Annotated in this window: 23 protein-coding genes and 2 other annotated features; of the genes, 3 read left to right on the top strand and 20 right to left on the bottom strand. The window is 39.1% G+C overall.

Translation table 11 applies throughout. The annotated features are described in order from the left end of the window. Positions 1-485: 485 nt before the first annotated feature. From PV403_RS12335 to PV403_RS12305, 7 genes are all read right to left on the bottom strand, one after another. Positions 486-1,430: a hypothetical protein gene (locus PV403_RS12335; protein ID WP_332084826.1), complete on the bottom strand. Its 945-nt coding sequence runs from the start codon at positions 1,428-1,430 to the stop codon at positions 486-488. Positions 1,431-1,521: 91 nt separating this feature from the next. Continuing rightward, a complete protein-coding gene (locus tag PV403_RS12330; protein WP_332084825.1) occupies positions 1,522-2,001 on the bottom strand; it encodes an Appr-1-p processing protein in 480 nt (159 codons plus the stop codon). 254 nt (positions 2,002-2,255) lie between these two features. Further along, a complete protein-coding gene (locus PV403_RS12325) occupies positions 2,256-3,281 on the bottom strand; it encodes a glycoside hydrolase family 53 protein (RefSeq protein ID WP_442951758.1) in 1,026 nt (341 codons plus the stop codon). Between the two features lie 274 nt (positions 3,282-3,555). Then, complete coding sequence (locus tag PV403_RS12320; RefSeq protein ID WP_332084823.1) at positions 3,556-3,762, bottom strand: hypothetical protein; 207 nt, start codon at positions 3,760-3,762, stop codon at positions 3,556-3,558. A gap of 85 nt (positions 3,763-3,847) precedes the next feature. Next, positions 3,848-4,525 carry an HAD family hydrolase gene (locus tag PV403_RS12315; protein WP_332084822.1) on the bottom strand — a complete coding sequence of 226 codons (678 nt, stop codon included), beginning with the start codon at positions 4,523-4,525 and terminating at the stop codon, positions 3,848-3,850. Positions 4,526-4,645: 120 nt separating this feature from the next. Next, on the bottom strand, positions 4,646-5,815 hold the full coding sequence (locus tag PV403_RS12310; protein ID WP_442951757.1) for an MFS transporter: 1,170 nt from the start codon (positions 5,813-5,815) through the stop codon (positions 4,646-4,648). Positions 5,816-5,939: 124 nt separating this feature from the next. Then, on the bottom strand, positions 5,940-6,980 hold the full coding sequence (locus PV403_RS12305) for an NAD(P)-dependent alcohol dehydrogenase (RefSeq protein ID WP_332084820.1): 1,041 nt from the start codon (positions 6,978-6,980) through the stop codon (positions 5,940-5,942). A 130-nt stretch (positions 6,981-7,110) separates the two neighbouring features. Between PV403_RS12305 and PV403_RS12300 the strand changes: the two genes are divergently transcribed. Next, complete coding sequence (locus PV403_RS12300; RefSeq protein WP_332084819.1) at positions 7,111-8,019, top strand: LysR family transcriptional regulator; 909 nt, start codon at positions 7,111-7,113, stop codon at positions 8,017-8,019. A 77-nt stretch (positions 8,020-8,096) separates the two neighbouring features. On the opposite strand, the gene PV403_RS12295 is transcribed toward PV403_RS12300, so the two are convergent. The 3 genes from PV403_RS12295 to PV403_RS12285 form a co-directional block, all read right to left on the bottom strand. Then, a complete protein-coding gene (locus PV403_RS12295) occupies positions 8,097-9,551 on the bottom strand; it encodes a DUF4179 domain-containing protein (protein WP_332084818.1) in 1,455 nt (484 codons plus the stop codon). Between the two features lie 21 nt (positions 9,552-9,572). After that, positions 9,573-10,082, bottom strand: a complete 510-nt coding sequence (locus tag PV403_RS12290; protein WP_332084817.1) for an RNA polymerase sigma factor — start codon at positions 10,080-10,082, stop codon at positions 9,573-9,575. A 265-nt stretch (positions 10,083-10,347) separates the two neighbouring features. Continuing rightward, positions 10,348-10,962 (bottom strand): YdhK family protein, encoded by a 615-nt coding sequence (locus PV403_RS12285; protein WP_332084816.1) that lies wholly within the window; start codon positions 10,960-10,962, stop codon positions 10,348-10,350. Between the two features lie 156 nt (positions 10,963-11,118). Further along, positions 11,119-11,345, top strand: a binding site (T-box leader). Between the two features lie 82 nt (positions 11,346-11,427). Here PV403_RS12285 and PV403_RS12280 point away from each other — a divergent pair. After that, entirely contained in the window at positions 11,428-12,789 is a 1,362-nt protein-coding gene (locus PV403_RS12280) for a sodium-dependent transporter (protein ID WP_332084815.1), read from the top strand. 223 nt (positions 12,790-13,012) lie between these two features. Here PV403_RS12280 and PV403_RS12275 read toward each other — a convergent pair whose 3' ends face one another. Next, a complete protein-coding gene (locus PV403_RS12275; protein ID WP_332084814.1) occupies positions 13,013-13,543 on the bottom strand; it encodes a cysteine hydrolase family protein in 531 nt (176 codons plus the stop codon). Between the two features lies 1 nt (position 13,544). Then, complete coding sequence (locus tag PV403_RS12270; RefSeq protein WP_332084813.1) at positions 13,545-14,156, bottom strand: helix-turn-helix domain-containing protein; 612 nt, start codon at positions 14,154-14,156, stop codon at positions 13,545-13,547. Between the two features lie 374 nt (positions 14,157-14,530). Between PV403_RS12270 and PV403_RS12265 the strand changes: the two genes are divergently transcribed. Beyond that, a complete protein-coding gene (locus tag PV403_RS12265; protein WP_332084812.1) occupies positions 14,531-16,306 on the top strand; it encodes an acid phosphatase in 1,776 nt (591 codons plus the stop codon). 98 nt (positions 16,307-16,404) lie between these two features. On the opposite strand, the gene asd is transcribed toward PV403_RS12265, so the two are convergent. From asd to PV403_RS12225, 8 genes are all read right to left on the bottom strand, one after another. After that, positions 16,405-17,490, bottom strand: coding sequence for an aspartate-semialdehyde dehydrogenase (gene asd / locus PV403_RS12260; RefSeq protein ID WP_213533714.1), 1,086 nt, complete (start codon positions 17,488-17,490; stop codon positions 16,405-16,407). A gap of 130 nt (positions 17,491-17,620) precedes the next feature. Further along, positions 17,621-17,883 (bottom strand) — a binding site (T-box leader). A 74-nt stretch (positions 17,884-17,957) separates the two neighbouring features. Next, positions 17,958-18,425 (bottom strand): hypothetical protein, encoded by a 468-nt coding sequence (locus PV403_RS12255; protein WP_213533713.1) that lies wholly within the window; start codon positions 18,423-18,425, stop codon positions 17,958-17,960. Positions 18,426-18,487: 62 nt separating this feature from the next. Continuing rightward, positions 18,488-19,111: a zinc dependent phospholipase C family protein gene (locus PV403_RS12250; protein WP_213533711.1), complete on the bottom strand. Its 624-nt coding sequence runs from the start codon at positions 19,109-19,111 to the stop codon at positions 18,488-18,490. Positions 19,112-19,123: 12 nt separating this feature from the next. Then, the gene (locus PV403_RS12245; RefSeq protein ID WP_213533709.1) at positions 19,124-19,585 is read right to left on the bottom strand and encodes an arsenate reductase/protein-tyrosine-phosphatase family protein; all 462 of its coding nucleotides are present in this window, start codon (positions 19,583-19,585) and stop codon (positions 19,124-19,126) included. A gap of 50 nt (positions 19,586-19,635) precedes the next feature. Continuing rightward, the gene (locus PV403_RS12240; protein ID WP_213533707.1) at positions 19,636-20,496 is read right to left on the bottom strand and encodes an ornithine carbamoyltransferase; all 861 of its coding nucleotides are present in this window, start codon (positions 20,494-20,496) and stop codon (positions 19,636-19,638) included. A gap of 53 nt (positions 20,497-20,549) precedes the next feature. Further along, on the bottom strand, positions 20,550-21,044 hold the full coding sequence (locus tag PV403_RS12235) for a shikimate kinase (RefSeq protein WP_213533705.1): 495 nt from the start codon (positions 21,042-21,044) through the stop codon (positions 20,550-20,552). Positions 21,045-21,078: 34 nt separating this feature from the next. Then, the gene (locus PV403_RS12230; protein ID WP_213533703.1) at positions 21,079-21,585 is read right to left on the bottom strand and encodes a hypothetical protein; all 507 of its coding nucleotides are present in this window, start codon (positions 21,583-21,585) and stop codon (positions 21,079-21,081) included. A 147-nt stretch (positions 21,586-21,732) separates the two neighbouring features. Further along, on the bottom strand, positions 21,733-22,080 hold the full coding sequence (locus PV403_RS12225; RefSeq protein ID WP_213533701.1) for a hypothetical protein: 348 nt from the start codon (positions 22,078-22,080) through the stop codon (positions 21,733-21,735). Positions 22,081-22,096 lie beyond the last annotated feature (16 nt).

Here is a 22,096-nt window from a genome sequence, read left to right as displayed (position 1 = left end):
AAATTATAAGCTGTTGAAAAAACAGATGGCTTCGAAAATATTGATTTAAATAAAAATTTCCAAGATAATGGAGAAGTTGCAGAAAATACAGATAAATACTTAATAAGTTAATAAAGAAGGTGATATTATCATCAACATCAGAAAATGGGTAATTAATGTTTTGGTGTTTTGGGGAATCTTCAAAATTTTATTTTTTATTTTTAAAGATATAATTTTCCAATATATCATATTCCCTGAACCACTTAACACCTTTTTACAAATAGCAAGTTTGGGTATCATCGTCTTATTAACATTTATATTCACAACGCTATTAGTTAAAGGTAACAATATAAACGAGATCTCTTAGAAACAAGGCAAAGACCCTACCAGCACTTCGCCAGTAGGGTCTAATTTTTGTATCTTAATGCACTTCTTCAACAAAAAAAGCCCCGAAATATTCCTCTAAACGAATAAGAATTTCTTCCTTACCATTTTTAAGGATTGTTTTATTTAATGTGTGAGTCTCGAAGAAATGCGGCAAAGTGTTCATTATCATCGAATCGATTAATGATAACACCATTTACTTGAAGATGGTGTTCTAGTAATGTGCTCAGGCGCTCTACAGCTGCTTGTAATACGGATAAACGATTAACATCTAATAGTGGAATCAGTTCAGGAAGTCCTGCTCTTATATATCCATCCATGTAGGCCGAATGTGAGGTCAGGTTCGTTGGCCAGCGCCCCTTTTCAGCGAAATATAAAGAACGAGCAGTTTCATCCTGCACATGAATGCTATTGAAGAAGGCAGTATCATAATCACCTTGTTCACAAGCTGTAATGATTTTATCTAACGCTCCTTTGAACTCTTCGTAAAATCCTTTTAGTCGATCGGGGTATGAAGGAGAGCCCGGGTACTTCTCTTTTTCAGCTAAAATGATTTCAAGTGTTTCCTTTGTCAGCTGCTGACAAGCTTGTAAGATGTCTTCTCTTCGATCACTATGTAATATGATGTTCATGTCTTTCTCCAAGTTAGCTGGTTTAAGAGGAAAGCCCATGATTTGCTCTCTATTCTTACCGAAACCTTTGGTGAAATACGTTTGATTTAAGAGTGCTAGACTTTCAAGTAAGTTCGTTAGGATAGCGTGAGCTTCGATTCGGTAAAAAGTGATCTGATTGGGAAGACTTGCTGTCTCTAACTTATATAAGTGTACATATACATTATCCAATTCCGATTCTGCTTTTTCAACCCATTTCATACGATTCTCTGGTCTTTGAAAGTCCAATATAGTATCACGTAATTTCAAGAAACGCTCTTTATCTTCCTCAGAACGAACATAGAGAAGTTTACTGTCTGCGATAATTGTCGTTTTTGATTCATGAAAAGAGGCCATTCGTTCCGCACGTTCCCAGCTGATCGGCCAAAAATCAAAACTGATCTCGTCTACAAACAAAAACCGTCAAAATGACGGCTTCATGATGGAACATATGATGAAATAAGCTATATGTATGTATGACAGCTTGCTGAGAGCGTAAGTATGTAATTCACTCTTCCTCACTTTGATTTTCTAGATCAATAATAGAATATAAAGTGACCGGATAATCAGCGAACACCCGGTGAATTATATTAAGGATATCCTGGTACTCCGTACCCGTCCGATTAAAGCTCATACGATAAGGTAAAGCGATAGAATATTGATGAGACTTAGCAAAGTGGCGAAGTTCCACCAATGCTTTTTCTAACGCTTTTTTATTACACGATTGCTTTTTACGTAATATACCTCTTTTATAATATTTCTGTCCAAAGAGATTCGCGATGAACTTTCCTTTGGTCTGAATAAATTGAACTTGTCCTAATAGTGAAATCTCACTATTGGTCAGTGTAATGTAGGAAGAATAGGCTTCTGGGTATTCTACTTTAATTTGTTTTGCAATACTGCCTCCCATGATTCCCTTACAATTCACCAGATGGCCAATGATATCCTCCGCAGCATAAGCAATATCACCTCTTACAATCTCAACCAACCATTATCCCCCCCTTTATGTCTAGTTAGTTCAGCCCTTCCCTCAAGCGATCTGGCCTATTATTGATATGCAGTCAGAGGAATAATCCCTTTGGCTAATTATAGCCTATGATTTATCATTATATCTATGTAATTCTTGCACTTTATACGATCGATTGAGTGAAAGCCGGTTTAATTGTGTGACAACAAAAAGAACCGCGTCTAATGGCGGCTCTTTCTGTCTATTATAACGATTTAAAAAATATAAGTGTGCTATTAATTCAAGAATCCATCTAATGCGATGGTTGGTTTACCATCTGCTTGCCAAGCTCCTTTATTGTAACCCCCATTATATCCTGGTGTAGCTTGCGGTTCCCAATAGAATACGCCTAAACCTTTACCTCCAGAGATATTGCGGAATTCCGTTTTTATTTTGGCAATAAAATTTTTAGCCTCAGTGGGTTGATTGTAGTCCATTCCAATTTCGGACATGAGTACTTCTTTCCCATACTTCGAGACCATAAGTTTCGCATTTGTTACTGTCTTTGTTACTGCGCTAGACCAGTCTGTGGAAGACGGGTACAAGGATAGACCAACAGCATCGAAAGTCGCTCCGTTTGCAACAAGTCCACCAATATTCCAATCAAGTACCGTTCCGTTATCACCATTCGCTATATGAACGATGGTCTTCGTACTGCTGCTAACCGATTTAACTGCGTTATTACCTGTATTCACTAGCCATGCGTAATTTTTCATGTTCACCGATGCTTTCCCGTCATCCCACAGCATTCCATCATTCGTCTCGTTGCCGATCTGCACCCAGTCTGGAGTAACTCCTTTGTTCTTCATCGTATTCATCACGTACACAGTATGAGTCCACACAGCATCCATTAGCTGCTCAAACGTATAATTACGCCATGCATAAGGTTTGTTCTGCTGTCCTGGATCTGCCCAAGAATCACTGTAATGCAGGGTAAGCATAACACTCATACCTAGTTTTTTTGCACGTAAGGCTAGTTCAGACGCTTTCTCTGCATTCATGTAACCGCTTGCGTAATCACTCATATTTGGGTTCACCCATACACGTAAACGAACAGAGTTCATTTGATAATCGTTCTTCAATATTTCCAGTACATCTCGAGTGACTCCGTTCTTGTCTTTCCATTTGTACCCTTGTGCTTCCATTCCTGCCACCCAGCTTATATCAGCTCCTTTAGCAAAACTAGGTGCAGCTTCAACAGGCGAGTTGCCTACTGAACCTAGCGTCAATAGCAGCATAGATACACTGAGTAATACGGTCATTAATTTCCTCCCTAATCCCTTCTTGTTCAACTTCATTCATCCTCCTATTCGGTGGACCTTATATCATCCACGCTTGGTTTCAAAAGTAATTGTAAGCGTTTTCTAAACTGTTTTCTAGGATGTTTTCTCAAGATTTTGAATCTTTTTACAACAAAAAACCTCAAATTTCGAGGTTTTTTGTCATGGGGGAAGTTATGATCTTTAAACTACAGCTGTATCACCATATGTATATCTTTGGGTTATTTATCAAAAAGCTCCTGATCCAACTCCTCAGTTATGACGCTGCCATTGCTCTTGAAACATACATCAAGTCCACCTGAAGTTGATCCTGGTTCTTCCCTCTAAGCCGGTGTGCAAGAACTCCGAATCCGATTAACCGTTCACCATCAAAAAATCCGATTGCTGCTCCCCCGCTATGTAGCTCGAGTAAGTAACGTTGTTCAATCTCTTGAAGCAGTACCTTTCCAATTCGGACACTCATGATTGGCAGAAATCTCGATTAAATGATCACGGTCCATCTTTGATAGGTAATCATCAAGGTAATCCTCCCTTAGAGGTATACTCTACTAACCTTTTTGGCTGTGTACGATCTGATCTGCACTGAGAAGTTCAGCGAGTTCTTGAATGCTCTGTGCTAGATACGTAGGCTGAATATTAATAAGTTCCTCTCTGCTGCCAAACCCATAACCAACTGCAATTGAAGCAATTCCATGATGATGTGCTCCTATGATGTCATGTTTGCGGTCTCCAATCATGACGGTTTCTTCAGGATTCAGATTGAAATTCTCCAGTAGATAACCGATAATTTCCGCTTTGGCTGATCTTGTTCCATCAAGTTCACTACCGCAAACATATTCAAAGTACGAACTGAGTTCAAAGTGATCTATGATCTGCTGGGCAAAAACCTGCGGCTTCGAAGTAGCTACAAAAAGACGATTGCTCGTATCCTTAGTAAGCAGCTCCAATAGCTCTTTTATTCCTGTATACACTTCGTTTTCGTAAAGACCCGTTATACTAAAATATTCCCGGTAATATTCAATTGCGGTATTCGTCTTCGCTTCATCAAAACCATAAAAGTCCTGGAAAGATACAGCTAACGGTGGACCAATAAATATCTCAAGTTCATCTAAACTTTCTACCATTATTCCCATTTTGTTTAGAGCATAGCTAATTGATTTTGTAATTCCAATCTTCGGATCGGTGAGAGTTCCATCTAGATCAAATAATATATTCTTATAACCCATTCGCAATTCCCCTCTTCTCTTTATTTTATGGTATACGTTACGGTCTAAGAAAGAGCCCTGACCTCTATATTATTCTATGATAAAAGGACCTTGACCTTCTTGTCCGGTTATTTCTCAAAATTAACCGAACCTTTTCATTTGTTTTATATTCAGATAGTTTCTGAGTAGGATAAACACCACTGTTAATATCAGCGATAATAATCCTACTAGCACGACGTATTGTGTACCCATTGCGGATATAAATATCCCGCCTACCGCTGCGCCAATTGTCGTTCCTATATTACAAGCTGATAAAAATAAACCGTTAGCGAAATCAGGAGCGTCTGCTGCTGCTGTTGTAACCACATATTGATTGATGTTAGCAGCTAGTCCCGCTAATATTCCCCAAATCAATGTAATAAGAGCCATTGGTAAGGTAAACTGTCCTGCGAAAAACAATATGATATAGGTAGCCCCCATCAGAAAAGGAAGAGCTACGATCGTTTTAACAGGTTTATCAATGAGTAATCTTCCAGCTAGGATGTTTCCTATAATATTAGCTGCACCGTAAATAAATAACATAAGGCTGGTTATATTAGATGATACATTTGTTATCGTTTGTAAAAATTCTGCTAGATAGCTATAAACACCAAATATAGCCGAATTAATTAAAATGACAATGATAATCGCAATCCATGTGTTGGAATGTTTTAATACATTTAACTGTTTACCATAGGAGATTTTTTCTTTAACAGGTATTGACGGTACGAATAGTAATGTAGCTATGAGTACTGCAATATTAACAATAGCAAAGAACACCATCGCCATCTGTAAGTTGGATATCCCAGCAATAAAGCTTACGATGGGTACACCGACAACCATTCCTGCTGATACACCAATAAAAACTTTTGCTACTGCTTTTGGAGCTTCTTCCTTACTGACTGAATCAGCAGCAACAGAAAAAGCCAGAGAACAGTACACCGGATGGCAAAGAGCAGGAATTATTCGGGCAATTAGCAAAATAACGAAGCTAGTTGTAAAGATAGATATAAGGTTTGCAATTACGAAAACACTAAGAACAAATACCATCACTTTTTTCCTATCAAACCTTGAAAATAGTAATGGCATAATTGGTCCGGATATGGCAACACCGATCGCAAAAATACTCACCAGCCATCCGGCCGCTGATACACTAACATTAAAGCGCTCAGCGATCTCCGGTAAGATCCCAATTACCCCCATTTCAGTATTCAAGATGCCGAAAACGCCAATGGTTAAAATAAATACGAGTAATTTTTTATGATTTGCCAAAATATTAACCTCCAAAATCATCTATGAAGAAATCAACTTCATCCAGATATTACTCCTGACGTCTAGCATGACTAAAAAACTAGGCTATTTAGTCACGCTAAAAATTACTTTTTATTTTGTCAGCTCACATTGTACTGATGTCAATCACGAATCGATACTTCACATCGGAAGCTAAGACGCGTTCATAGGCTTCGTCAATTTGGTCGGCTGTAATTATTTCAATCTTGGGAACAATGTTATGTCTAGCACAGAAATCAAGCATCTCTTGGGTTTCACGAATTCCACCAATCATTGAGCCAGCAAATGATCGACGATGGCCGATCAGCGACATCACATTGAGTGATAACGGCTCACCAGGAGCACCTACATTAACTAGAGTTCCGTCAAGAGTGAGCAGTGAAAAGTAAGCATCCATGTCTATTTTTGCACTTACTGTATTTATAATTAAGTCAAAATAACCTGAAAGTGTATTGAATGTTTCTGGATCGCTACTCGCATAGTAGTGGTCAGCTCCAAATTGCAAGCCATCTTCCTTTTTATTTAATGTTTGTGACAGCACAGTAACTTCTGCACCCATGGCGTGCGCAATTTTTACAGCCATATGTCCAAGGCCGCCCATGCCAACTACTGCTATTTTCTTTCCTGGGCCGGCTCCCCAATGATTTAATGGGGAAAATGTCGTAATACCTGCACATAGTAAGGGTGCCGCAACGTCAAGTGCTATATTATCAGGTATCTTGAGCACGAAACTTTCAGGTACGACGATATGAGTAGAATAGCCACCTTGCGTATATTGTCCGTACTTGTCAAATGCAGCATAGGTGTCTATTTTTCCATTAAGGCAGTATTGTTCTTCTCCTTTACGGCAATTTTCACATTCACCACAGGAGTCAACCATACATCCTACCCCTACCCGATCTCCAACCTTGTATTTCGTAACGCTGGGCCCCACATCTGTGACAATACCCGCAATCTCATGACCAGGGACTAAAGGGTAATTCACAGGACCCCAATCACCATGGGCCGTATGGATGTCAGAATGACAGATGCCTGCAAACTTAATTTCAATCAGAACATCATGTGAATCAAGATCACGTCTTTTAATTTCAGCTTGCCGAAATGGTTTATCTGGACCATCGACAGCTCGAGCTTTAACAATTATCATAAGTAAAACCTCCTTGTAATTTATTCTAGCGTGTTTATTGCACATAGCAATTACCTATATCTTATATCAACATATGCTTTATAAGCATTTCATAAATGTATATACTAAAATATAGAAAGGAGAATGTGATATGGAATTAAGGGTTCTACGTTATTTTCTTACTGTCGCAAGAGAAGGAAGTATAACAGGAGCAGCCAATTTTTTGCATGTAACACAACCAACTTTGTCGAGGCAATTAAAAGAGCTCGAGGAGGAGCTAGGAAAGAAATTATTTATTCGGAAAAGTCACCATGTTGTTCTTACAGAAGAAGGCATGATCCTAAGAAAAAGAGCAGAAGAAATCATTAATATGGTCGTTAAAGTGGAAGAAGAATTTCATTCGATGGAAGAAACGATAGGGGGAGATGTATACATAGGCGGCGGAGAAACAGATGCTATGAAGCTAATAGCGCGAACCGTAAAAAGTTTGCAGATTAAATATCCAGCGATTAGATACCACTTTTATAGTGGAAACTCCGATGATGTGACAGAGCAACTTGATAAGGGGTTACTTGATTTTGGAATTCTGATTCAACCAGCCGATTTGTCAAAATATAATTATATCAATATCCCGGCAAAAGATGTGTGGGGAGTTGTTATGAGAAAAGATAGCCCCCTAGCTGTAAAAGAAAGCATACAAAAGACAGATTTAATAGGCGTTCCTCTCCTTTTATCGAGACAAGCTATTAAAACAGGACTATCTAGGAATGAATTTTCTGAGTGGTTTGGGGAAGATTACGATAAATTAAATACGATTACGACATATAATCTAGTTTATAATGCTGCCATACTGGTTGAAGAAGGTATCGGTTATGCAGTTACCCTTGACAAGATCGCAAATACATCTAGTGACAGCAATCTATGTTTTAGACCCTTAGAACCAAGACTTGAATCTGGATTAAATATTGTTTGGAAGAAACATCAAGTGTTTTCCAAGGCCGCTAATATTTTTTTCGAAGAGATTAAGGAGACATTTTCCAAGTGTAAATCGGATGAATAATGCATTTGGAATGGTTTATATAAGCAATAAAAAGCAGTGTTCTACGGCATGTAAATACCATAGTCCACTGCTTTTTTTTATTTAGATGAGGAATACAACTGTATAGTTTGATCTTCCAATATAGGGTTCCAATAATTTTTGATCTTGATTGTAAGGGGCTGCGGATAGTTCACAGCATCAGCTCCAAAATTATAAGAGTAGTGGTCTTCTCCCATATCATCTTTTGACGACGTGGAGAATCCACTAGCCCTAACGCCCCCACTTGGTTCTTGATCATGGCTTACTCCATCTGCATCCTCAAATTGTGAATCCAACCACATGGAACTACTTCTCAAAGTAACAGCATTTTCAATTTCACGTTGGAACAATACATCGCCGACATCTGCTTCTTCCGATGACTTTATCATTTGCAGATCGTTGTCCGGAGCTTGGACAATCTCATTCTTGCTTAGATCAATTACAATCTTCTTCTGTTCCTCTTCAAGTGCCGAGATCCCTTGAATGTTCAGTGCGATCGAATCAAAATGATTCAGTTTACTGCTGTAGAATACAAGAGTCCTTTGGTTCTCCTTTGAAAACAGGCCCGAATTACTAGGAGTAAGTACCTTTGGATAAAATAACTTTTCTGATTTCTCCCCTGCTTTCCCAATCAATACGGGATTGATCAGCTGAGAGATATCTTTCGTATTCTTGGAGTCATATTCCAAGTCCAAATAAGTATGAAGCGGTGTATAGACAATTTTATTGATATGAATTTTCTGACCATCAATCTGCATTGTTTTATTGATATCAAAAGAATCAGTCTGGCTTGCAAACCTATTTGTGTCTAATTCAAAAGCGACTTCTATGCTAGTTTGACTCTGATTCTCTTTATACACATTGATTTCGTAGATCGCCTGATTACTACTATAGATAATGGACTCAGGAATATTCGTAGCATAAATAAAGTTTTTAGTTGCATTTGGCTGGATGTTATTGTCACCTGGTTGAGTTAACTCTGTTGAAGCACCCAATCCGGATATTTCATAACCTCCATATTGAAAACGTTCACCAATATGAAAAATCACTTCATCTGTTTTGTTTTCAACACTATACATGATATACAATTTTCGACCATCTGTAACTGCACCAAGTACCTCAAACTGGTATCCATTTTTCTCTGTGCTCTGATATACCGGCTGAATCAAGTCATTACTCAGCACATTTCCAAGTGCCTTTTCTAGCCCAGAAGCTTCCATAAATAAGTCGGAATCGCTCCAACTTTTAGTCGTGACTGACTGGGTGATTTGCTGTCCTGTCAAAGCATTCTCTCCTTTATTCGGCTGTACAATGGAAGACAGGATAAACAGTACGACAATCGCTGTAATGAATGCACCGCCTCCATAGGAGAAGAGTCGTTTCTTCTGCCGCCGTTTCCCTTGTTCAATCCCTCGCTGAACCGCATTCGTCAATTTCATTTCTCGAACTTGTTCACTTTTTCCCTTTATTTCTTGTGCATCGTCAGTAAGAATACGTTCTTCTTTATTCCACATGTTTTGTCCTCCTCTCTATTCCTATAAGTACTTTCGAAGCTGTATGAGTCCTTCACGAAGCCAAGTTTTAATGGTCCCTTCCGGTTTCTGCAGTATTTTTGCAATCTCAGGAACCGTCATGTCTTGGTAATATTTGAGCATAACTACATGTCGATATTTCTTCTTGAGCCGATTCATTGCCCTCTCCAAATCCATTCGGTCGTTTCTTTTCATTTCATCTGATGGTTCTTTCACCCAACGATCCACAGGAAATACACGTTTTTTTCTTCTCAGCTCGTCCATACAGCAGTTAATCGTGATTCGAATGAGCCAGGGGGTGAAGGATTCTTCGCTATTCAATTTCTTTCGCTTCATCCAAGCCTTGCAAGTGGCTTCCTGTACGATTTCTATCGCATCTGCTTCATTTCGCATATAACTGTATGCGACCGAGTATAGTTTTCGTTGCTGATCAGATAGATAATTACTGAAATGTTCTTCATCTAGTAGATCAAAATCTGTTGCTCTCGAGCTATTATTTATTGCTTCCTCCACAGTTTATCGCCCCTCCTTTTCATAAAAATTTATGTACTAGGAAAACCTTATATCCTATTCTCACATTACTAAGACGGTATAGAACAGGAAAACGATTGGAATTTATATATTTATTTCCGAAATAATAAACTAGTTATTCATTAGGATGATCAAATCTCTCAAACTTTTGTTTATTCCATACAAAAAAGCAACCCCCTATTTGGCGTTTGGATACCAAAAAGAGGTTGCTTATTATTCAAGCTATCTCATATATATTACACCCTATTTATTTCGCGGAAAGCTCGTCGTCCGTTACCCATTTATGGTTTTTTACCGGTTCTCCACCCGTTGTTGGGGTATAATCCACCATATACACGGTAGTCATCTCTGAAGAATCAATGACTGCAGGTGCATCCTTCATTCCAGGCATGTGATCAGCCTCTAAAGTAACTTCAGTTCCATCTTTCAACGTTTGGTTCGTCATATCTTTAATTTCCTCATGAACGACCCATTTATGATTTTTCACAGGTTCTCCGCCTGTAGTTGGGGTATAAGAAACTTCGTAAGCTGTCGTTTCATAAGCACCTACAATGGTTGCTTCTGCTCCATTCATACCTTCCATGTGGTCGGTTTTCAGGATGACTTCACTACCAACCGGATAGGTTGGGTTATCTGCTTCTTTTAAACCATTGGGTACTTCTCCTGAACTGGAATGATTCATATCCATTTGGTCCGTATTATTTTGTTCCGTTTGGTCCTGAGCCGTTTGATTTTGCTCCGTCCCACTTTGCTCCGTTTGAGTCTGGTTCGTGTTCGGATCTGATTGTTCAGTTGACTCACTTCCACATCCACCTAAGACAATAATCGCTGCTGCACTCAGTAATACTAGTTGTTTTTTCATTGTTTTGATACCTCATTCTTTTGTATTTTCTTGCTCGTACAATGAAATTACCCATTAAGTTGAAAATTAAACAGATGCTCATCTCACAAGGGGATCAAAAAATACTTGACCGCTGGGAATTCCCATACTATAATTTCGACTATTATCATAAATACGACATAAGCAACGAAGAGAACTTTATTAAGCCGGTCTCCCTGTTTACAGAGAATCAGTGGTTGGTGGAAACTGATACATAGATTTGGTGAATTTCATTCTTGGAGCTTTTTTATGCTGCATCATAAGTAGCAGTGTAAAAACGGAGGAAACCGTTATTTTCTCAAGTGGGAAGCAGTATCCTTTGCTTCCAATTAGGGTGGTACCGCGTGAATAGCCACGTCCCTATCTATTATAGATAGAGACGTGGCTTTTTTTGTTTTCTACTTTATTCTGTAGAGGACCTAATAATAATAGATTGGATGGATTAACATGCAAACATCTGAGCAGTGGTCATCGAAGATCGGTTTTATTTTATCAGCAGCAGGGTCAGCCATTGGAGTAGGCGCGATATGGAAACTCCCTTATGTCACGGGCATAAGCGGAGGAGGCGCATTTTTTCTTCTTTTCATTCTATTTTCTTTATTCATGGGTTTCCCCTTATTGCTGGCGGAGTTTGTGATTGGACGCAGCACGCAAAAAGAAGCCATCAGTGCCTATCGTAGTATCGCTCCCCACACGAAATGGCATTGGATTGGAAAATTAGGGGTATTTACTTGTTTCCTATTATTATCTTTTTATAGTGTAATTGGCGGCTGGATCGTGATCTACTTTGTAAAAGGATTGTTTGGCGGCATTATAAGCGAGGGTGCAGATTATACTTCTGTTTTTGATCAGACGATTGGAAATCCTGCTCTCGTTATCGCTGCTCAGTTCGTATTCCTCGCGTTTACTGTTCTTGTCGTCGCAAAAGGAATTCAAAATGGAATCGAAAAAGTTAGTAAAATATTGATGCCTGCTTTATTTGTATTATTCTTGGTCCTGATCATTCGCTCGCTTACCCTACCTAACGCAGTAGAAGGTGTAAAGTTCTTTCTAGCACCTGATTTCTCGAATATTACTTCAGAAAGCATTCTATTCGCGATGGGACAGGCATTCTTCTCCTTAAGTGTCGGTGTATCGGTAATGGTTACCTACAGTTCATATCTCTCTAAAAAAGAAAGCTTAATTCAGCCTGCCATTTCGATTGTATCGATGAATTTACTAATTGCGGTATTGGCAGGATTAGCTATTTTCCCAGCGGTATTTTCTCTGGGATTAGAGCCTGCTGAGGGGCCAGGACTCCTTTTTGTTGTCTTACCGGCGGTTTTTGATCAGATTATTTTTGGAGAAGCATTCTTAATTGGTTTCTTAGCATTATTTCTATTCGCTACCTTAACTTCAGCCTTTTCCATGTTAGAAATTATCGTTGCCTCTGTTGTGAAAGGAAAGGAAGAAAATAGAGCGAAGTATGCCTATCTTGTTGGTGCTCTCATTCTAATCGTAGGGGTTCCTTCCGCTTTATCGTATAGTGTGCTTTCAGATCTCTTGATTTTTTCAAAAACGATATTTGATTCTGCGGACTATCTAGTTAGTAATATCTTAATGCCGCTTGGTGTATTTTTAATCTCCATTTTCGTGACCCAAAAGATTAAGAAAAGCACGCTCCGCGAAGAATTATTACAGCATTCGCGTTTAGGCGGAAAAGCATTTCAAATTTGGTTCTTTATTATGAGATATATTATTCCGATCGTGATCTTCATCGTCTTTCTTGATATTACAGGAATACTGGATAAGTTCATTTCATTATTTTAATTTAAATACTACCCATCATATGAAGTGTAGATCACTGTTAGTCAGGAACGACAAGAATAATAGTTGAGATATATTGGCGGTTATAGTAAAGAGGGGGAACTCCCCTCTTTTTTCTTTTATCCGATGAACTATCGTTTTTCGTAACCACAAGTGCTTGATCTGCTAATAGTTGCTCTATGAGAGGAGAAGTCACTCTTCTCACCTTTTCATAAATAGTTGGATTTTAAAACTGGACTTCGCTCGAGCGAACTAATGTAGCAAATTGGGCAAGAATGCTATTATGATGGTTTATAATTTGTTCTGCCGTTAATCTATCTGAATCGTAAGTGCTGTGGCAATCCTCCACCAAATCTATATTGTAGCCACGGGAATAACCGCTCTTCACCGTTGTGTCCACGCAATATTCGGTTTGTACGCCGCATATCACTAAATTGTCGATACCTTGATCCCGTAACCGGAGATGGAGCTCGGAATCTAGAAACGAATCCGCGTAGTGTTTAATAACGATATGATCATGTGCAAGGGGAGCGATCTGTTCATGTACTTGCCATAGCAGTTGATTCTCCGATCTTAGAGAACCATGCGGCTCAGTAAACATGACATAGAATATGGGTGAATTTCCTTTTCGAGCTCTATCAATTAATCGCCTTGTATTTTCTAGCAGTTTCTCTTCCTGATAAAGAGATTTTCCACCATAATCTTTCCATACAAAGGGCATAACCTGCATGTCAATAATTAGTAGTGCCTTTTTCATCTCAGGTGACCCTCCTTGATCCCAATTTCTCTTCCTCATACTTCCATAATCCATGTCGGTTACAATACGTATACAATGTTCCTCCGTACATTTTGGGAAAGCGTACTTCTGCGAGTTGTTCCGGATACAATTTGATGAGCATCACCCTGTCATAAGAAATATAGGCTACAAAAGATATGTAATGTTCTCTGCTCATTTCGTGCTTTATGGTAACAAAGCAATCCTCTTCAATATCGTGAACGGTTATTTGGTGCTGATCGTTCTCCAATTTGGAAAGCAGTGGCTCCAGTATCCTACCGCAGCATGAAATGCTCGTTGCCCCCGTACTAGTCATAACATTGCCACAGCTTTGACACACGTAAAATTTCACGTTTTTCATATTTCCTCCGTCCTGCTCATTCGGATTTAAATCCCCAGATAAAATCTTCTCAATATTTACTCCTAATACGTTGGATAGCTCTCCAAGCAAGGACACATCCGGACACCCTAAACCGCGTTCCCATTTTGATATCGTCTTATCACTAATATTCATAAACTGGGCTAATCCTTTTTGAGTCATTCTTTTCTCTTTACGAATACCCCGAATAAGCCTTCCTACCTTGATGCAATCCATATTGCCCACCTCCTATAATTTTACAATATCAAGTTTATTAGCCCCTTACAATAAACGCTCCGTAGAGCTTACTAACCTACACAATTGCTTAATGACATTGGAAGGTTGTATCTAAGGTCTATTCAGAAAAATTCGATACAGGGCACATATCACAGTGACCGACACTCAAGTCATAAGAGTGGATCGTAAATGAAAGTGCTGAATGTAAGCAGAACCACCCTGCCTACTTCCGCACTTTTTTCTATATAATGAGAAAGTTTCTTTTCCTAACAATAAAATTACATACATGCTTACTTTAGTTAACAAACCAAAGATACCATTATAAAAGTACGATATTACAACAAAATGGAATGAAGAGAGGATCGGTATATAAAATGAACAAGAAAAAGGCACCTGTATCTGCCGTAATTTTATCTATGAGCATACTTCTAAGTTCCCTTGGCGGTAGTTACGCCAGCGCCAGTGCTAATACAGCTATTACGAATGTAAATCCCCCCGCAGCTCCTGCTTGGGGCCATTTTGTAGATCAATATAAAAATAATGTGGCGGATAACCAAAGCGTGAGAAATAATCCAACGATAGGTCTCCTATCTGAATTTAATAAACTTTGGACTCCCGGTGATTCTTGGAACACAGGGACCATACTGGACCATAAAGTGCTGGGACTGAATATTCAAAAGGTGTTACATACGTCAATTCACCGCACAGCAAATGAGGAAAAAGAGGCCTATTTAGATGATCGCAGGAATCAGAGCTACAGTGTGATTGACGGTCTTGGATCACTAGCTGATGACTACCGTTCAAAAGCGAAGGCGACGACAACCATACAAGATGTAGCCGCAGATGCCACGACTAAGAAGTACAGTGATGAAGGAAATAATGCAGGAGATCCCGAATCGGAACTCGGTAATATGGTGAACTTGGTGAATACACTTCGGGGGCAATATTCTTCGACCAACCCGGCAAAAAGCTATTTTAGTTATCCTCGTCCCTTCCGCTGGGTTAATAATTCAGTAGTCCTTCCCACTCTAATCCCAGTGCAAAATGCGGACCCCACGAAAGACGGCGGTTTTCCTAGTGGTCATACCAACGCTGCCTATCTTAGTGCCTTTGCTCTAGCCTATGCGGTACCAGAACGTTATCAGGAGCTGCTTACCCGTGCATCAGAGCTTGGGAATAACCGTATTGTTGCAGGAATGCATTCTCCACTCGATGTAATGGGAGGACGTGTTATGGCCACAGCAACCGCGGCGGCTATCTTATCAGATCCAGCAAATAGTGAGCTCAAAAAAGCAGCGTATAAGGAAGCACATGACCTGCTGTTAACACAAGAAGGAACGGGAACAGAAAATGATCGCAATTTTGCTGCAAATAAGAAAAAATACACGGAACGGCTAACCTATGGATTTAAAAAATCGAATAAAGCAACTACACCGGTCGTAGTTCCAAAAGGTGCTGAAGTACTGCTCGAAACGAGACTTCCTTATCTAAATGATACGCAGCGCCGCTGGGTATTAGCAACAACTGGACTTGCTTCCGGCTACCCCGTACTGGACGATCCCGAGGGCTGGGGACGACTAAATCTCTTTGCAGCAGCGGATGGATATGGTGCATTTGATACAGATGTAACGGTAACGATGGACGCAAAAAAAGGAGGTTTTCATGCAGAAGACAGCTGGAGCAATGATATCTCCGGCAAAGGTAAACTGACTAAAAAAGGGACAGGAACATTAAAACTCGAAGGTAACAATACATATTCCGGCGGGACTCTTATTGAACAGGGCACGCTTGAAGGTACATCCAAGACCGCATTTGGGACAGCAAGTGTGACCAATAACGGCGGGATTCTTAGTGAAAATGTAGACGGTCAATGGAAGATTGGCGGCAGTTACAGACAATCTGATAAAGGTACAACGGAACTCACGATTGGCAGTAAGAAAGATTTGCTTAAAATAAAGAAAGAAGCTGTGCTTGGCGGGAAATTGAGCCTTACCTTCACAAACAATTATGTTCCAAAAAACGGGGATGCTATTATCACTTATGACAAACGGAAGGGTTCATTCTCTTCCGTAGAAATCAAAGGCTTGCCAAGTAAGAGCAAAGTGCAATTAGTCTATACCGCTAAAAGCATTCAATTGAAAGTGAAGTAAACCTCATAAGAGTTTGCAAAAAAAGAAGCCCCATGACTTCGGGCTTCTTTTCTCTATCAATTTTATAAACAGATGAAAAGCATAGGTTAGAATGATTCCTATTTTGCTTGAATGTATCCTTCTGCTTTCAACAGTTCCGCGATCAGAACAGCACCACCTGCAGCTCCGCGCAGTGTATTATGTGACAGTCCGACAAATTTAAAGTCATAAATTGAGTCTTCGCGTAATCTTCCGACGGAGACACCCATACCGCGTTCAATATCACGATCAAGCTTCGTCTGTGGTCTGTTATCTTCTTCAAAATAAGTGATAAACTGTTTTGGCGCACTTGGAAGACCTAGCTCTTGCGGACGACCTTTGAAGTTTTTCCAGCGGTTCAGAATTTCCTCTTTCGATGGCTTATTCTCGAACGAAGCAAATACAGTAGCTAAATGGCCGTCTGTTACAGGAACGCGAATACACTGAGTCGTGATCAGTGGTGAGCTTGCTTTCACAATCTCTCCATTCTGAACACTGCCCCATATGCGAAGCGGTTCTTGCTCGCTTTTTTCTTCTTCACCGCCGATATACGGAATTACGTTATCCAGCATATCCGGCCAATCCGTGAAGTTTTTGCCTGCTCCCGAAATCGCTTGATAAGTAGAAGCAACCACATTCGTTGGTTTGAAATCAAGCAAAGCATGGAGTGCAGGAACATAACTTTGAATAGAACAGTTTGGTTTCACTGCAATAAATCCTGTGGAAGTTCCCAGGCGTTTTCTTTGCGCTGCGATTACCTCGATATGTTCTGGATTGAGTTCAGGAACAACCATAGGAATGTCCGGCGTCCAGCGATGAGCTGAATTGTTTGAAATAACAGGCGTACCTGTTTTTGCATATGCTTCTTCTAACGCTTGAATCTCATCTTTCTTCATATCTACTGCGCAGAAAATAAAATCTACATCCTGAGCAACTTGCTCCACTTTCGATGCGTCTTGAACGACAATCTGTTTTACGTTCTCCGGAATGGGTGTTGCAAGCTTCCATCTTCCGTTTACCGATTCCTCATAGGTTTTTCCTGCAGAGTTGCTGCTTGCTGCAATCGAAGTTACTTCAAACCAAGGATGACCATCCAGCAATTGGACAAAGCGCTGACCCACCATACCTGTTCCACCGACAATACCTACTTTAAGTTTCTCTGACATACGTTATTCAATCCTTTCAAATGGTCTTCTAGTTAACTATTCAAACCATACGATTTGTGTGTTTTCTAACATCTTATCTCTATATAACAGTGTATAACAATAAAAAAATCCCACCCCCAAGACGGCAAGTCTTAGGGACGAGATTATTATACTCGCGGTACCACCCCAAATTTGCTAATATGTCGCCATATCAGCCTCATCGAGTACGGTATTATAAAATACGTATACTCTAGCTCTATAACAGGAGCTCCTGGCACACCATCCACTACGAAGTAAAGTTTCCGATGAGCTGCTCTGAGTCTTTGTTCAATAAGGAATCCTTTCCTCCTTTTCAGCTGCCGGAGTTCTCTGTACAAGAATTCATTTATCTACTCTTCTCTTCATCGCATTTATTATGATTATGATCATTATATATAAAACCTTTTCATGGGTAAACATTTTTATCAAATTTCTGAGAGGATTGTTAATTATTTTAACAATTCCTGTATAGTCGATAGGTCAAAACCACCCACAGCTTCATAGGTCCAATAGTGTTTCTTTTTAGAATTGAAACTACTACTTATATTCATTATTTTATCATCCGCAAAAACCACACTAAGTGTTGGACCGTTATCTGGTTGAATCGTGACTCTATAATATTCATCCTGGAAAATGGGGTTTTCGCTGTTGGTTCTCTTCAATTTGAGATCCTCAAAAACATTCATTACTTTATTTATGGTTTCTAGGTCAGTTATTTCAGTTGATTTCTTAAATGAATTATCGTCCCACTCTGAAATACTTATTGAAAAGATTTCTTGTGAACCATGTGAGTCACCGATCTGATCTATAACTAGTTCTTTAAATGATGTTCGGGAATTGACCTCTGAGATAATAAGACCGCTAAGGATGAGCAGCGCGACAATGGATAAAATAATCATCTGTGAGCGTTTACTCAATCAGCAAACCCCTTTCTTTTCCCCAGGCTTAGAGGTTAATTAACGCGCATGCTAATATGTTGTTATCTGACTCGCTTTGCTTCATTAATACGTTGTATATGAAATGTCCCAAGTTCAACACATGTCTCTATATAACCAACCATCTGAGTAAACGTAAACACATTCAGATTCTCTTTCATCATTTCTGTGTCATAATTCATATCATCTAATACACAAGGAAGGAATTCATGTACTTCTTTGGATGTAACTTCTTCTAATTCCAAGACTTCTGGAACAACACTCAGCACTTTTCTCAGTTCATCCGTAAAGCTATAGTACTCTAGTAATTTCCCGTTCAATAACCAAAAATCATGGTAATATAAATTGGAAAGTTCCTTATCTGCTTCCATTCTGTTCCTCAGCCAAGGAAGATTAAAACCTCTCAGCCATACATCATCGGCGATTAAATGAGTGTAATATCCCCTAATATAAGGAGAATCTGCTTGCGATCTATATTTTTCTAAAAAGCTTTGATAATCAACACTTCTAGAAAAATCTTGCACATCACCAATAAAGAAATGTGATAAATCTTTAGATGAAACTGCATCCGGAGCAATACTCCCTAGTAAAAATAAGGTTCTGTCTTTCATAGACAGATTCTCTGCTATTCGATTCGCAATAACCAAATGCATTATTCTCGAACCCATAGTTCGCCCTCCCTAATTTTGATAATTCTTTATATTTTTTATCACAACAGGTATGGCATTATTGAAATATTGGATTAATTCCCTCATCTTCTGATCAAAACCTTCCTCATCAGGAGCCCCTATGTTTACAGGAGTATTTTGACTTTTATAAACTTCATTAAATAGATAAATGTCCCGATTGTACTCTTTTCTTACAAAGTCCCTATGTAATTCACTCATTCCAATAATAAAATCATAATCCTCAAATGACCTTTCTCCGAATTGTGTTCTCTTAAACTGCGAAACATCAATGTCCATGTCCCTCATCACCTGAAAATGAAGATCTGAATAGCTGCTGATATCACTACTAGCCCTAATTCCCGCTGAAGCAACGGTGATATCCGTGATATGGTTCGTTTTCAGGTAATCTTTCGCGCAGAACTCTGCAATTACGCTGCGAGTATAGTTGTCAGTACACAGAAATAAAACATTCATATAATCTCACTTCTTTCTTTATTGGCATTGTCCTTCCCCGTAACTATCTCTTAGTTTTCAATTGATAAACCTAAAGATCGAATGATAATGGCTTGCTGAACATATAACAAATTCTTTTTAAAATAATGCCCGACAAAGTAATCAGACTGCATTACATTTTCACTTACTTCTTGATTTCGATCGAAGGGGGGACAAGGATTGAGAATGGCACCTGGATTCGTTAGCCGCATTCTCTCTAGATTTATTTGATATTTTTTAATATAATCATCGGTTTGGTATTCGGGAGGAAGGGAATCTGTGAGCACAACATCGCTACCCACGAGTTTATCTTCAAGCTCCGCCCAAAATTGATAATTCTGTCCGTCCATACAGACCCTATTTCCTGGGCTGCAAACGTGTTGTAACGTGAGACCCAGTACCTTAGCTATTTCTATCCATGAGTTTAGAATATTCCCCGGCGGACCGACAAAGGTGTAGGTGAGTTCTTGAAAGTTAGGCTTCATCGTTCGGATCGTGTATAGGTCAGCGACTATTTCACATGGATGATTCTCTGATGACATGGCATTAATAATAGGGATTTCTGCATGTTCCGCTAAATCATTCATTACCTCAAAACTAGGGTGACGGATGATCACTCCATCAATCCACTGATTCAGATATCCCACTACATCCGAGAGTTTCTCCTTTTTATTCAGGGACTCCGGAGGGAAAAGAATACATTCCCCGCCAAGCTCTTTGATTCCTTTTTCAAACGTTATCCTGGTCCTTATACTCGTATTCGGAAAAAATAAAGCGAACGTCTTCCCTTCTAAAACCCTCGTGAAATCCCCGTTTTTTATTTGGTCTGTCATGTTAAATAGTTCTGAGATATCTTCTTGAGTTAAATCCTTTAACGATAAAAAATGATTCATTCGCTTACTCCCCCGTGAATGGATTAAAGTTGCTCCATTAATTAATTACAGTATCATTCATGAATGATCCCAATCAATTCACTTACACACTCTTCTATACTTTTATTAGAGCAATCTAGAATGGTATCACTATACCTGATGTATAAAGGAACCCTTTCTTCAAAAACATCCTTTAGACTTTGCCCTTCCTTTATCACAATTCCTCTAGTTGTTATATCACTTAGTCTTCTTTCCAGTTCTTCATAAGGAAGTTGTAAATAAATAATCTGCCCCTCTTGTTTAAGGAAGTTCATCGCTTTTTCGGAATATATGACACTCCCACCTGTAGATATGATGCAGTTTTCCAGTTCTAACCCAGACACTACCCTCTCTTCGATCTCCATAAACTTAAAGACACCATCTTCAGCAAGGATATCTTGTAATAACCTGTCTTCATGATTTTGTATGACAATATCGGTATCTACATAACTCATTCCTAATGCTTTTGCGAGCAACACACCTAAGGTGCTTTTACCAGCTCCAGACATGCCTATAAGAACAATATTCATAAGCCAACTCCCACTTAGCAAGATCACCTAACACCTAACACAAACCCATTGTTATAAGCTGTTTATAACGTTTATTATCAGTTAATCTGATAAGTTTTTGATGATATAAGCTCAAGTTTGCTTCAAAAGCTTCTCTATCCTTCTCAAAATCGCTTGTCCATTTATACATCATCTCTAACATGGTTAAATCTGCTTTGTAATGGCACTGTTCAATATGTAGTTTTTGTTTTAAGAACCTAGTAAAAATCCGGATTCTACGCTTCCATAACGGAGGATCAAGAAAAATAATAGTATCAGCCATTTCATATAAACAGCGATATGATTCCCTATCAGTACCTTCCAATATCCAGGGTCCCTTTTGGTCAATATCCATAATCACCTTAACCTGCTCGTCTGGTGTACGTTTAATTCTTTGGTCTCCGATCTGATGATATACGATAGAATCCAGTTCATACCAACATATATTCATGTCCTTTGATAATTGCATTGCTAGAGTTGTTTTGCTGCTAGCTACAGTTCCTACGATAAAAATCTTCCTCATACATTTCGGCTCCTAGTTGTTCCTAGTTTTATCGTTTCGATATATTACTTTTCTTGTTTCGGTCTTCTGGATCCCTATTTCGATATGTATAATGAAGCGCCCCTGCCTTAGATAACTTATATCCTTGCAGAGGGCGCTTTGTATTTGTTATCTAATCAATACTTCTGTTGAACTAACGATCCATTCAGTTAGATCAGGGTATACCGCACTCCATACCATTGTAGAAATAAACAAAGTCATGAAGATATACGGGCATTTTTTCTTAAGATGCCGTGTTGATTGAATCATACTTATCAGGATAAGAGGAATTGTAAAAAATGATGTGATGTGCCAGCCTAGCTGTTCATCTTTAGACCAACTTCCAATCCCAATGTAGTTCAAAAAACTGTCTAACAATGAGTATCCGTAGATGTGATTGCAACCTAGGATTAGGACCATAAACAATACAACTATCCATAACCAACCCATAGACACTTGACTTTCTCGTTTAAACAAACAATCTCCTCCATCG

The organism is Paenibacillus sp. GYB006 (assembly GCF_036577645.1).
Lineage (GTDB): Bacteria > Bacillota > Bacilli > Paenibacillales > Paenibacillaceae > Paenibacillus.
The sequence above is the reverse complement of the archived record's forward strand: the minus strand, read 5'-3'. Positions and strand labels throughout refer to the sequence as shown.